Annotated in this window: 8 protein-coding genes and 4 pseudogenes; 8 read left to right on the forward strand and 4 right to left on the reverse strand. The window is 68.3% G+C overall.

Features of this window, described 5'->3' with window-relative positions:
• Positions 1–520: 520 nt before the first annotated feature.
• Positions 521–1,927: an IS1380 family transposase gene (locus ABZ904_RS29280; protein WP_361826563.1), complete on the reverse strand. Its 1,407-nt coding sequence runs from the start codon at positions 1,925–1,927 to the stop codon at positions 521–523.
• A 48-nt stretch (positions 1,928–1,975) separates the two neighbouring features.
• Between ABZ904_RS29280 and ABZ904_RS29285 the strand changes: the two genes are divergently transcribed.
• From ABZ904_RS29285 to ABZ904_RS29305, 5 genes and pseudogenes are all read left to right on the forward strand, one after another.
• On the forward strand, positions 1,976–2,938 hold the full coding sequence (locus ABZ904_RS29285) for an acyl-ACP desaturase (RefSeq protein ID WP_361004142.1): 963 nt from the start codon (positions 1,976–1,978) through the stop codon (positions 2,936–2,938).
• Positions 2,938–3,408 (forward strand): annotated as a pseudogene (locus tag ABZ904_RS29290) (beta-ketoacyl synthase N-terminal-like domain-containing protein); the annotation flags it as partial. The gene ABZ904_RS29285 and the pseudogene ABZ904_RS29290, both read left to right, overlap by 1 nt.
• A gap of 38 nt (positions 3,409–3,446) precedes the next feature.
• The gene (locus ABZ904_RS29295) at positions 3,447–4,196 is read left to right on the forward strand and encodes a hypothetical protein (protein ID WP_361004116.1); all 750 of its coding nucleotides are present in this window, start codon (positions 3,447–3,449) and stop codon (positions 4,194–4,196) included.
• Positions 4,193–4,381, forward strand: a complete 189-nt coding sequence (locus ABZ904_RS29300) for a hypothetical protein (RefSeq protein ID WP_361004114.1) — start codon at positions 4,193–4,195, stop codon at positions 4,379–4,381. Before ABZ904_RS29295 ends, ABZ904_RS29300 begins: the two co-directional genes overlap by 4 nt.
• Positions 4,378–4,830, forward strand: coding sequence for a Mov34/MPN/PAD-1 family protein (locus ABZ904_RS29305; protein WP_361004111.1), 453 nt, complete (start codon positions 4,378–4,380; stop codon positions 4,828–4,830). Before ABZ904_RS29300 ends, ABZ904_RS29305 begins: the two co-directional genes overlap by 4 nt.
• A 735-nt stretch (positions 4,831–5,565) precedes the next feature.
• Here ABZ904_RS29305 and ABZ904_RS29310 read toward each other — a convergent pair.
• Positions 5,566–7,434: a serine/threonine-protein kinase gene (locus ABZ904_RS29310; RefSeq protein WP_361826568.1), complete on the reverse strand. Its 1,869-nt coding sequence runs from the start codon at positions 7,432–7,434 to the stop codon at positions 5,566–5,568.
• A gap of 743 nt (positions 7,435–8,177) precedes the next feature.
• Between ABZ904_RS29310 and ABZ904_RS29315 the strand changes: the two are divergent.
• Positions 8,178–8,582, forward strand: a pseudogene (locus tag ABZ904_RS29315) (HU family DNA-binding protein); the annotation flags it as partial.
• Between the two features lie 428 nt (positions 8,583–9,010).
• Positions 9,011–9,793, forward strand: coding sequence for a tetratricopeptide repeat protein (locus tag ABZ904_RS29320; RefSeq protein WP_361826624.1), 783 nt, complete (start codon positions 9,011–9,013; stop codon positions 9,791–9,793).
• A 624-nt stretch (positions 9,794–10,417) separates the two neighbouring features.
• Here the strand turns inward: ABZ904_RS29320 and ABZ904_RS29325 are convergent.
• Positions 10,418–10,752 (reverse strand): annotated as a pseudogene (locus ABZ904_RS29325) (Hsp20/alpha crystallin family protein); the annotation flags it as partial.
• Between the two features lie 170 nt (positions 10,753–10,922).
• A pseudogene (locus tag ABZ904_RS29330) lies at positions 10,923–11,196 on the reverse strand (thioredoxin family protein); the annotation flags it as partial.
• Between the two features lie 218 nt (positions 11,197–11,414).
• On the opposite strand from ABZ904_RS29330, the gene ABZ904_RS29335 reads away from it, so the two are divergent.
• On the forward strand, positions 11,415–13,184 hold the full coding sequence (locus tag ABZ904_RS29335; protein ID WP_361002276.1) for a helix-turn-helix domain-containing protein: 1,770 nt from the start codon (positions 11,415–11,417) through the stop codon (positions 13,182–13,184).
• Positions 13,185–13,235 lie beyond the last annotated feature (51 nt).

A 13,235-nucleotide genomic window follows, 5' to 3' on the forward strand; every position in this document is an offset into this window, starting at 1 on the left:
GGGTTTTGGGTTGTTTGTCCGTGGAGTGAGGTGGCAAGTTGCAAGGCAAGCACGGCTTCTGATGATCTTTCAGGTTCCTACGCCAGAAGATCGTCTCAGGAGCCGCGCTCGTGTCCGCATCCTCTCTGATCAGCCCTGTCCTTGGCCGGCTCACCGACCTCGCGCTGTGGGAGGCCGAGCTCGCCGCCGACCCTGCGGCAGTGGAGTCTGCGCTGTTCAGCAGACTGCGACAGGTCCCTGACCGGCGCGCGGAGCGAGGGCGGCGGCATTCTCTGCCCCGGGCCCGTACCTCCTGTTCGTGATCGGCGCGGACCGTGCCGGTGCGCCCGTTCCTTCCGTGGGCATTCCGGTGCTGCTCGGGCCCTAGCCTCGCTGTTTCGGTTGCGATGACGAGACGTCTCTGATCATCAACTGCTGGATGTTCGAGACGTCTTCTGTCTCTTGGGCATGGCGAAGTCCCGGCGCGGTGGTCGGCTTCTCCGTGGTCCTTGAGGTCGTGGGCGGATGGGACGGGTAGCCGTCAGCCGGCTGGGCGGGGCAGGGCGGCGAGCCGGTGGAAGGCCGTGGTCAGTTCGTGTCTCCAGGGCCAGGTCGCGGAGATGCGCAGTCGTAGGCGGCGGCCGCCGCGGGTGAGGCGAGCTGCGACATGCAGGATCCGGTAGCGCAGTTTCCTGGGCTCGGCGCTGGCCAGTTCACCGTCCAGCAGCAGGATCCTCGTCCAGGCGAGCAGGTCGATCGCGGTCAGCGACAGTTCCAGCCAGGCGGCGTTGATCTGGAAGCGACGAGAAGGGAAGCGGTCGAAGCCGGTGGTCTTCCCTGTCCGAATGTGGTCCTCGACGGTGGCGTGTCCGCGGTGGCGGACTTCCAGGAACTGGGCCGAGCCACCGCCGGAGAACGGGGTGTCGGTGAGGAGGACCTGGTGACGCAGGCCCTCGTCCTGGTCGAACAGGGACAGCTGAGCGCCGGGATGCGGGCGCTCGCGTCGCACGATCATGCGGGTGCCCGTCGGGTAGCCCGGCAGGTCGACCATGCCGATCAGCTCGGCGACCTCGGCCCCTGCCCGCAGACTGCCGTCCTGGTCGAGGGCCGGGTGCCAGAGCCGGTCGGGGATGGCCCGGATCGCGCGGCGGACCGGTTCGGTAATCGCGTAACCGACAGAGAAGTACGTTCTCATTCCTCTATCGCGCAGGCTGCGGACGTGGGCGAGGAAGGCCTTGGCGCATCCGGCGCTGTCCGCGCGGATGAGGAGGTCGGTGCCGTACCGGTAGGCGTCGGGGACCTGGGCGAGGGCATCGTCCAGGACCGCTATGTGATCACTGGCGGTGCTCGCTCCGGCGTTCCCGGGCCGGAGTCGCCCCGCCAGGGCTTCGCCGGTGTTGGCCAGGAAGCACAGCAGCGGGTGGTAGCCGAAGCCGCCCTTGTAGGTCGGCGCGGCCTGCTCCTTTTCGGAGTGGCAGGTGATCAGCGTGGCGTCGAGGTCCAGGACCAGACCGGGCAGTTCGCGTCCTCCAGCCCGTGCGGTGGGTATGCCCCCGCTCGTCTCGGCGGCCTGCAGCCACGCGGTCTCCCGGGCACGAGAACGTGCCGATCGCAGCCGGGCCAGCACCCTCTCGTCGGCGTCGGCGAGCAGTCGCCACGCGGTGGGCGTGGAAGCCACCGGTCCGAACACCTCGCCCTGGTCCCGCAGCACGGCCACGTCCGTGATGGTCTCGCCGCCGTTGGCGAGCGGCACCGCCAGATCGACGGCGACCCGGCCGGGATCATGGCCGGTCCCACGCGGCCGCAGCGGACCCAGCACGGTGGAGTACGCACTCGTCAACCCGGTTGCATCGGCGAGATCGGCCAGCAGACGTGCTCCGGCATGCCCGACCACCCCCGTTCCGTCAGCGGAGACATGAACCCGGGGACGCGAACCGATAGCCTTCACGCAGAAAGTGCCTTCCACTTGGACCGATAGAACCCCTCGACAAGGTTCATCGTCCCAGTTCAGAAGGCACTTTCGCGTTCCCGGCCACCGCTTGACTCTGCCCCAACCGAAACGGCGAGGCTAGAGCGCGCCCACGAATGGTTCCCTCACAGCTACGTGCCGTGGAGCCAGGGCACCGACTTCGACGGCCCACTGGGAGGACAGGCCTGGGATCCCAGCCAATCGGCCCTGCCACCTGCCGCACGGGCGTCACTGATCGTCAACCTGCTCACCGAGGACAACCTCCCCAGCTACCACCACGAGATCGCAACCACATTCGGCCGCGACGGAGCATGGGGCACCTGGGTACACCGATGGACCGCCGAGGAAGACCGCCACAGTGCCGCCATCCGGGCCTACCTCCACAGCACTCGAGCTGTCGACCCTGTCGCACTCGAGCGCATGCGAATGAGCCTGGTCGGCACCGGCTTCTCCACCGACCAGCCCCACGGGCTCCACACCATCGCCTACGTCGCCCTACAGGAGCTGGCCACCCGGGTCAGCCACCGCAACACCGGTCACCAATCCGGCGATCCCGTCTGCGATCGCATGATGGCCCGCATCGCCACCGACGAGAACCTGCACATGGTCTTCTACCGCGGGCTCCTGGGCGCATCGTTCGAGACATGGCCGGATCAGACCATGCGGGCCCTGACCGACACCGTCACCAGCTTCCGCATGCCTGGTCACGCCATCCCTGGCTTCGACCGGATGAGCCTGGCCATCGCCTACGCCGGGATCTACAACCTGCGCATCCACCGTGACGACGTGCTCCGGCCCCTGCTGCGATCCGTCGACGCCCTGCACCGGACGGACCTGGGACCCGAAGGACAGCGCGCAAGGGACGAGTTGGCGTCCTTCCTGAGCACGCGCGACGACGCGGTGGTGCGGCAAGACGACAGGATCGAACAGCGCCGGCAGCGGCGCACACACCGCGAGGAACTCCGACCACTGGGAAGGGCGAGTGCCTGATGCCAACTCGCCCTGTGGCCGTCACCGGGATCGGCGTCCTCTCGCCGGGCGGAATCGGCGCAGACGCCACCTGGCGCGCCCTGTGCCGCGGGCTCTCAACAGCAACCGTCGATGAGGCTTTCGCCAAGATTGACGGACTGCGTGTCCGCATCTCCTGCCGCGTCCCGCACTTCGACGCACCCACCCACCTGGGCAGCAGGCAGACCGCGCGCCGACTGGACCGGTTCGCCACATTCGCTGTCCTCGCGGCGCGGGAAGCCATCGCCGACGCGGGTTTGGACCCGATGAGTTGGGACGCCCCGCGAGTCGGTGTGGTCATGGGCGTGGGCAGCAGCTCGGTGGACAGCTGGTCGCCCGAGTTCGCCCGGTTGGCCGCGGGGGCCGCGAGGACGATTTCCCCTCACGCGATTCCCCGCAGCGTGCCCAGTTCAGCGGTGTCGGAGGTAGCTCTTGACCTGGGAGCGCAGGGGGCGAACTCGACCAGCTCGTACTGGGTTGGCATGCCGCGGTGGCCGCCGCCGGTGAGATCACACTCGCCGATCTCTGGCGGCGAGCAGCCGGCACGTCGTCAAGGCGCGACCTCATCCGCGGTGCCGGCGTCGACGACGCGCTCTTCGCAGCGCTCGACGAGACGATGGCAGCCGTCGACGCACATCTGAGCGCGCAGGATGGCCGGATCGTGTTGAGCGGCACCGTCGCCGGCAGTCCCGTGCAGGCAATGCTTCTGACAACGCCGAGGTCTCCACAGGCGACGAGCGTCTCCGACCTGTTCGCGCGCGGCCGTTTCGATGCGCTCTCGGCGGCGCTCGGCCGTGGCGAGCCCGCCTACCTGTACGGCATGCCGCTCCGTGACGACGAGATGCATGCCGAGGACGTCGTGCTCGTCGGCGCGCTCGGTGCGGCGCGCGAGGGCGTGCGGCACCTGCGAAAGCTCGAGGACACGGGTCTCGAGACATACTCCGGCGCCGATCCTGGGACAGTGGTCACCGTGCTCGGCATTGCCTCGCTCGTGTTGTTCCTCGCCGGCGGAATCCTTAGTGCGATCTACTGTCCGCCGTTCACCGATTTCCATAACCTCAACACCGGTCCGACGGGCTGCGTGATCGCGAAGATCCTATACTGGATGTCAATTATCGCCCTGTTCATGGTCGTGGGTAAGAAATCCATGACGCAGGGTGGTTCGACGAGCGTCGCGCTCGGAACGGTCCTCGTGGATGGCGCGCTGACCGATTTCCAAGCGACAGTACGGCACGCATGAACGCGGCGACCGGTGCCGGAGCCTACGCCGCCTCACTCGCCGGGCGCGCGGCCGGGTTCCGCTATGACGCCCTCAACTCGGCGTCCCTGCGTAGGGAGTGCGAGGTCGGGCTCGCGGCGGCCTCGCGCCTCATAAAGGGCGAGCTGACGAATCTGACCGCGCAGAACCGTCCCGTCGCCGCATGAAGCGAATCGAGATTTCCGCCACAGCCGTAGCCGCAATCGAGGAGGCCGCGCGCGCGGCGCAGCCCTGCGAGTTCTGCGGAGTGGTGATCGGGGATCGCGACGGGGATCTGATCTCAGCAATCGACATCGTCCGGCTGCGGAACAGCGATACCCGGCCGTCGCGCTTCTCGATTGCCGACGCAGAGCTGCGACGTGCGCGCGGCGTCGCCGCGGAGCTCGCGCGCGAGGTTGTCGCCATCGTCCACAGCCACACGGCGGGCCGCGCCGAGCCGAGCCCCGTCGACCGAGCATCGCTCGCGTATTCGACGCTTCCCTGGCTGATAGCCGGCTTCGACGAGACCGGCTGCTACGAGCTCGCCGCTTTTTGCGCCGGCTCCTGCGATCGTCTGCTGCTCGAGGTGCGGGAGGACTCCGCTGGCGCCTCGTCCTCGGCGCGCCACGAGCCGTAGGGTTCGCGAACTCACGCGGGGTTGTATTCGTGGATGAGTCCGCCCAGCAGATCACCACGCTGCAGACGATTGGGCTCTGACAGTAGCGTCGGGTTTCGGCCGTCGGGCGGGTTGAGGTCGAGTGCGCGGTGCGGTCTCTTGAACTGGTCGTTAGTCGGTGCGGGTTTCGAGTAGGTCGGCGAGTGCGGCAGTTGAACGCCTTGACGCAGGCCAAGGATGTTGAGCCAGCGGCTCTCGGACCCGATGAAGATCCAGCAGGGTTCCCGGTCAGGGGTTGTGCTGTGACCCCGGCTGTCCGCAGCGGGTCCGAATCGTCGCTCAGCACCGCATCCAGGTCGAGCCCCTGCTCGGCAGCAGGCAGTTCCAGGGCCGCGGCCAGACCGCCAGCAGCCGCAAGATCCGGATAGAGTTCAGGGTCGGCGGGAGTGGCGGGGCGAGGGGAATCCGAGGTTACCGGCGGAGTCTGCCGCCTGCGCGGAGGAAATGGCCACCCTCGTGAGACGGATCTTCTATGCCACACGGTGAGACAGCTCGCAGAGCACCAGGTCAGCCGGCTGTCTCATGACATGAGCCGCGAGGTCATACACCATCTGTGGGATCTCAGATGCCGTGGCCGAGTCTCACGGCCGATGGGTACTCGCTGGCCAATCGGCCTCGGATCTGAGAAACCCCGCTGTATTGCTCGCGTGTTGGTGGTCGAAGCGAGGGCCTGCACACCCTCGACGTTTCGGGAAGTTATGCGGTGGTGGTGTCCAAGAGCTCCGGTGGAATGGGTGCACGTGTGCTCACGGCGTTGATCAGCTCGGTGCCGAACGGGCCTGGGAGGGGCATTCCGAGGCATTTCCGGGTCAGATCGAGCAGCACCTCGTAGCTGTCTGGAGGGTCGGGGATCGCTGCTGCCCGGGCACGCGCGGTCGTTCCGTCGAGAGGGGCCCGCAGGGACCTGCTGACTCCTCCACGTACGCGGATCCACCGGTCGGCACGGTCGATGGCACTGGACATGAGGGTCCGGCCTTTTTCCTGGTCGGGCTCGCGCTCAGGGAGGTAAGCGGCCTCTTCCTTGCGGGCCCGTTCCAGGAAGTGTCCGGCCCCGGCCGGATCGTGCCAATGTGTTCCCCGGCGGAGCGAAATGGCGGCCAGGCCCTGGATGAAGGCCCACTGGAAGGAGAGCATGGAGAGGATCCTCATTGCCTCGCCCATATCCCTGTCCGACGCGTTCTCCGCGATCAGGATCAGTGCCTGCTCGCGTTCGAACGGATCGGAGATGCTGCTCAGCCAGGACATGGACAGCCTGTTGTCCCGGGTAAAGATCATCAAAGAGGCCCACGCCTGGTCCGCCTTCTTCCCGGGTGGCAGACGCCGGACTTTCACTAGCTCGCGGTGCAGGTCGAACCGCAGCGACTCGGGGAGCTTGCGCGCGACCTCGGTATGACCGAACCGCGCTGTCGCCGCAGCCACCAAGCTCGGCACCCGTCGTGGCGCCAAAGTGTCCCAGCACAGGCACAACTGGTAGAGCGCGTCCATGAACCGTGCTGGATCGGATTCCAGCTCCCACATCCGTGCCTCGGCGGCCTCTACCAGCTCCAGGGCGAGCGCGGGACTCACCCTGGCCGCAAGATCGGCCGCCTGGGCGAGGCACCAGCCGTCCGTCGAGGTCCTGGCCCGTTCCAGGAGCTCGGCCACGACTTGACCCTCAACCGGTTGGCCGCCGGGCGCTTGGGCCAGACGAAGGGTCCCGCCGGGCAGATTCCGGATCCGTGACAGCACCGCCGACGCCTCGCGCGCCGAATCCGGGCGCCGGGCCGGGTCCTTCTGCAGCAGCGCGGCTACGAGCCGGTCCAGTTCGAAGGGGACGTCGGCGCGCCGGCTCCGCAGCGGAGGTGCCGTGTCTTCGCAGTGCCGGTACATCAGGCGGAGCAGGTCACCGCTGAAGGGCGGGGACCCGGTGAGCAGCTCGTACAGCACGCACCCGAAGGCGTACAGGTCGCAGCGGGCATCGACGTGGGCGCCGCGCCACTGTTCGGGAGCCATATACGCCGGAGAGCCGAAAGCCTGTCCCGTCACCGTCAGGCCGCGGGTCGCGTCGGCCGTACGGGCGATGCCGAAGTCGCAGATCCTCACACGCCCTTCGGCCTCGAGGAAGACGTTCGCGGGCTTGAGGTCCCGGTGCACGACGCCTTCCTCGTGCGCGGCGGCGAGCACTTCGGAGACCTCCAAGGCCAAGTCCACGGCCTCGCGCAGCGGCAGGCCCCCAGGCGTGCGGTCGAGCAGCGCACCCAGGTCCGAGCCCTCCAGGAGTTCCATGACGATGAACGGCTGCCCCTCGTCCTGTCCCGCGTCGTACACGGGGACGACTCCCGGGTGCCGGATTCGCGCACCGATGCGGGCCTCGCGACGGAATCGGGCAACAGCCTCCTCGTTCCCCACGTCGCCCAGCAACAGCTTCACGGCCACGAACGCACCCGACTGCAGGTCGTGGGCCTTCCAAACCTCCCCCATGCCTCCCCAGCCGATTTGCTCCACCAGGTTGTATTTCCCTGCCACCTGCTCGCCCGACCGCACAACACCCCCAAGTCCCGGCCCACTCGTCCGCAGGGTACCCATCACCGCTCTCCGACGGGCCGCGGGCGGGCCGTTGGGCTAGCGCGTCTATGCGGAGGTTGCGAGGGTTGGCGGGCGGCGGGGCACGGTCGGTGAGCTGGATGCACCTCGGCATCCGGTCCGATCCGAACAGGAGCCCAGACATGTGGCTGGCGCAGCCCGCGCATCCCTACGACGATCCGAAAGAGCCCTTCGAGTGGGCGTGGCGGTGCGGCCATCTCGAGTTGATCTACATCGTGAGCCTGAAGGCGTTGAAATTGTCGCGAGGCCCGAAGAAGTCGTGCCCTACCTGCCACGGCAACGGCTATCTGACGCGGTGGGAGCGCGGCACCGACGACAACCCGAACGTGTCGGAGCCGTGCCCGCACTGTCCGAAGCTCCGGGTGCTGGTTCCTTGGCTGCCTCTGTGGCCAGTGGGCACGGTCGACCGGGTGTTGGTGTGGTGGTGGCGCCGTAGGCGCGCACGGCACGCGCCTGTCGACTGCACGACGGCTCGCAATCCATGGGACAGCGCCAGCGCAGACGAGTCATGCCCTGGCTCTTGCTCTGTTGACGAGCCGCCCTTCTAGTCGCCACCGGCCCCGGCCGGGGCTGTGGTCCCGGACGCCGGACCGGGGTGGTCAACGGGTTGCGGAGCTAACTCGCCCGTCCCGCAAGGTCCTTGATGTTGCCACCCCCGCCGACCGACCGATGGAGAGGGGGGCGGCGGCACTGTGCAGCAATCCAGGGAGAGAGGATTTCTCGGTATGAACAAGGCGCAACTCGTTGAGGCGATTGCCGACAAGATGGGCGGACGTCAGCAGGCAGTTGATGCCGTGGATGCGGTCCTGGACGCGATCGTTCGTGCAGTCGTTGCAGGGGACCGGGTGTCCGTCACCGGATTCGGTTCGTTCGAGAGGGTGGAGCGGCCGGCCCGCTATGCCCGCAATCCTCAGACAGGTGAGCGGGTGCGCGTCAGGAAGACGTCGGTGCCGCGATTCCGCGCCGGCCAAGGATTCAAGGACTTGGTCAGCGGCACGAAGAAGCTCCCGCGCGGGGGTGGGATCGCAGTGAAGAAGGCGCCCAAGGGCAGCCTCCAGGCCGGGGGTGCGACCCCCAAGGGAACGAAGAAGGCCGCCCGGGCAAAGGCGCCCGCCAAGAAGGCCGCGGCCGCGTAGGTGAGGACGATCGGGGGAGAGCTGTCGCGGACAGCATGATCGACAGTGGGATGCCGCCAAGTCCCCGGCCTACATGGGTAGGCCGGGGACTTGGCGCTCCTCTATCGGCTTGGATGGATTACCGACGAAATGAGGCTCGTTAGGTGATGGAATGCTGGTTGCGTCAGCGGGCCGGGCGGTCGGCTCGCGTTGTGGGTGAGCACGCTACTTGGCCACGGTGTCGTTCAGTTGGCCACTCTGGCCCTCGGTTTGTGGATCAACGCTTTGCTTCGCGCCGGTGCCGTGCGGGTTCGTATGGCCCACCCGACAGTGGTGCGGGGCCGGCCAGCCGGCTTTCACCCGGCTTCGGACGAGTGTGCGCGGCTTCGTATGCTCCGGGCATGAAGCTCTTCGGGTCGCGTGGCCGAAATGACGACGGGCAGATGACGAGACCGACCTTGGCTCAGGCTATGGCCCTGTATGAAGCCGGGCGCTATGCGGAGGCGGAAGCCGTGGCCCGCGCCATGGCCTCGGCCCGGTCCTGGTCGCGCGAGGAGGCACCGCGGGCTCTGGGCATTGCCGCGGCGGCGATGGACGCCCAGGGCCGCTACGGCGAGGCGCTCGCCACGTATGACGAACTGCTGCCGGTTTTCGAAGGGCTCTTCGGCGCCAGCTATGCGGAGACCCTGGCGCTGCGCTCGAACCGCGCCCGGACGCTGACCGCGCTCGGTCGGCACGCCGAATGCGAGGCGGAGTGCGTGGCCCTTGCCCGGGTCACGGCCCGCGGCAGGGGGCTGCAGATGCGGATCCTGGCGGCGGCCGCCCGGAACGGACTGATCTACGCTCTCAACGGTCAGGGCCGCCACTCTGAGGCCGAGGTGCTTGCCCGCGAGGTTCTTGCCGCTCATCGCCTGGCGGGCCGGTTCGTCTTGGTCCTGCGGCTCGGCTTGGCCCGCAGTCTCAATGGCCAGGGTCGCCATGAGGAGGCTCTCGCCGAGGCGGAGCACGCCGACGAGCTGCGCCGCAGCCTGCCCGAGCAGGAGTGCCGCCCGGAGAGTGGCGCCGTCGGGCTGGCTCTGGCCACCGCCCTGCTGGGGCTGGGCCGCAGTACCGAGGCCCGCGCCCTCGCCGCGACCGCCCACCATGCCTGTCTGGCTGCCTTCGGCCCGGACCACCGCCGCACCGCCGAGGCCCTGGCGCTATTCGATCGCATCGACGGCTCGTGACCCGGAGGCAACTCCATCTACCTGACCGCCCCTCACCTGCGCACTGAACCACCCGGACTGACAACGACGGACGGAAGTCCACCGGGAACGCGCATATCCCAGCACGGGAACTACACACAACGGGAGCCACGATTGCGCAGGTCAGCGAGTTCCGTCGGTTCCCCTGGATCCGGAACGGTGTCTGGGTGCATCGCATGGAGCACGGTGCCGAGAACCGCGGAGCGCTCCATCCCAGCAGGTGGCAGCCCCGACTCCAACGTCTCAACCCAGCGCTCGGGAACATCTTTTGGGTGACCCTTCAGTACCTGTGCGGCGCTAGGGTCTTCAGGCCGCTTCGCCCAGGCGATGACCTGCGCCGAGTCAGCACCGGAGAGTGCCGCCGCCAGCAGATAGCACCGCAATACCAGGCGCGCGTAGTCCTCCCAGTACCCGCCGATGGCCCTGCACTGGTGTTGCGTACGAGTGCAGCGGCACGCTCCTCCGCGATCTGCGGCGTCCGGCACTCCGAGATGGCTTTTTCTCCGAACAGTGCGACGATCCGACTCATGGGGACCGTCTCTCTCACGAGAGGCGGCGCCCAATGCCGCGTTCCGTCACCTGTTGAGACTCATTTCGTCGGTTGCCGGCACCGGTCCGGCGGGTGCCACGGCGCAGGACGCCCTTGCGCTCCATTTCCTTGATCTCTCCGGTGACCACCAGGTCCCGTCCGTTGGCCTCGACGTCGATGTCCTTCTCTTGACACCAGGGAGTTAGATCTCGACCTCGAAGGCGTCGTCGGTCTCTGTGACGTCCGCGAGTGGGGCCCACGCGGCTGCGGACGCGGCGCCGCCCACCGTGGCCTCGAGCAATCCGCTCATCTGAGTGAGCAGTTCGTCGAATTCAGTCAGCGGATTGCGGGCCCACCCGAGGCGCCGCTCCGTTGTTCCGCCATTGCGGTGGCTCCGCCGGGCCATGGCCATCGCCCTTCATCTCCGTCTTCTCGTGGGTTCGCGGCAGACCGCCTTCTTCACCCGGCGCGGCGGACCGGCCGGGCGAAGGTTCTGCTTCGGTAGAGGAGCTCATGGTTCGCACCTGGGAACATGCAGTTCTGTTCTGCGCTTCCGGGGGCTTCCGCGGTGGTCCATCGTGTTCACCCTCCTGCAGTGGTTCGCCGGCCCGCCATCGCCTGCTCGACCCGCGAACGCAGGACGTGCGCGGGTGCCGCGCCGGCCTTGACGGCGAGCGTCTCGCCCTGGTCCAAACGACGAGGAGGGTCGGCACCGCCTGCACGTCGAAGCCGCCGACTGACCCGTGGATTCTGTTGATGTCGACCTCGACGACCTTGATCCTTCCGGCGAGGTCGCGGGCGACCTGTCCGAGGGGGCGGGGCTGACCATGCAGCAAGAGCCGCACCCGGTGGCCCACGCCGGGTTCCTACCGGTGCGCACGGAGAGTCTCGAGCACTCCCAGGGTGACGAACCGGGTGGCTCCACGCCTGCGTCTGGCGAGTCAGGAATGCACAGGTCCGGTCGCCCCACGAGTACGAGAGAAAGGATCCACGCATCTCGGGTAAACCGGCCAGTGAGCGGGTACGCGACATGCCGCTCGGTTCTCTGAAGGCTTCGAGGGACGGAGTGATCCCATGGTCGGCAGTCGGGCGCGCAGCCTGTCCCACCTGAAGGGCGGCCCCCCGCGGGGCAGCGCCGGGCGGCACCCCACGGCCGCGCGCGGAGGGCCCCGCCCGCCCGCTCGCACCCCAGCCGACCATGCCCTCCACGGACTGGTCGCGCTCTCCCGTGCCCTGTTCGGCACTCTGGACGAAGGCGAGATCCTGCGCCTGGCCATGGACCACATAGCCGCCGCCGGGCCATACAGTGCCGAGGCCGGATACCTCAAGGTGGGCGGCGACCTGGTCCCCAGTCCAAGGGACGGGCAGATGCCTCCCTTGGCCGTGGGCCGGAGGGTGCGGGAGCTGGCCGGGCAGGACGGCAACGTGACCGTAGCCGGCATGCCCTGGGGCCGGGCCCTGGGGCTACGCGGACTTGAGGGACTCCACGGCTACCTCGTGGTGACGTCCCGCTCCCGGCCCACCGAGGCCGAGCGATCCCTGCTCGCCATGCTCGTCCAGCACACCGCTGCTGCACTGTCAGTCGCTTTCGCACATCGCCGCCGACGCGAGGACGCGCTGGAGCTGCACCGGCTGAGGGACGAACGCACAGCCCTCCAGCGGCAGCTGATCTCTGTGGTGGCTGAGCTGAGCTACGAGCGAGCCGTTCACGCGCTCATGGCCGGCGTCGCTGCCTCGGGTGGCGGCGAGGAAGCTGTCACCCGCGCACTGCACGGGCTCACTGGACTTCCTGCGCTGCTCGAGGACCGCTTCGGTCGGCTGAGGTCCTGGACCGGCCCCAGCCGCCCCGTCCCCTATCCCGAACCGGACCCCGTGCGCCAGGACGAAATGCTGCACGCCGTCGCCCGTCAGGCCGGGCCGGTGCGGATAAGGGACCGGCTGATCACCCTGATCCGCCCGCACGGCGAGATCCTCGGCGTGCTGGCCCTGGTCGATGCCCGGAATGAGGCCGCCGAGCACACCGTGCTCGCGCTGGAACACGCTGCCGCGTCACTCGCCCCGGAGCTGACACACCTGCGCAATCTGGCCGAAGTGGAGCTGAGGCTGCACCGCGAGCTGGTCGACGATCTCCTGGCAGGGACGGACGAGGCCAGCGCCTACGCCCGGTCCGAGGCAGTCGGACACGACCTGCACCGCAGCCACTACGTCGTCGTGGTGCAGTGGTCGAACCGGACCGCCGACGATTCCTTCGCGCAGACCGTGGGGCGGGCGGCCTCTGCCGTGGGCATGCGCTCGCTGCTGACCCGACGTTCCGACCACGTCGTCCTGGTCGCCGACGACAGGCCGCACGCCCGCGCGCTGTACGAGGCGCTCGCCCGGGAGACCGGGACACGGTCCGGGACGATCGGGGTGAGCGCCCCTTCCGACTCGCTGAAAGACATCCCCCACCACTACCAGGAGGCGCAGCGCGCCCTGGAAGTGCGCCGCCACTCCCGCGAGCGCTACGGCACGACGTTCTTCGACGAGCTTGGCCTCTACCGCATCCTGGGACCTGGCAGCGATTACCGGGAACTGGAGACGTTCGTACAGGAGTGGCTCGGGCAGCTCATCGACTACGACTCCCGGCACCACGCGACCTTGGTGGAGACCCTGTCCCGGTACTTCGACTGCGGCGGCAACTACGACGAGACCGCCGAATCCCTCGCGATCCACCGCAGCACGCTGCGCTATCGGCTCCAGCGCATCCGCGACATCAGCGGCAACGACCTCGCGAACGTCGAGGACCGGTTGAACCTCCAGGTGGCCACCCGAGTGTGGAAGATCGTGCTGGGCGGGCCCGGCTGACGCCTCGCTGGAACTCCTGTGGGAGTGGTGTCAGCAGCGCTGCAGTGGGTG

It is taken from the genome of Streptomyces sp. NPDC046900 (assembly GCF_040644975.1).
In the GTDB taxonomy this organism is placed as follows: Bacteria; Actinomycetota; Actinomycetes; order Streptomycetales; family Streptomycetaceae; genus Streptomyces.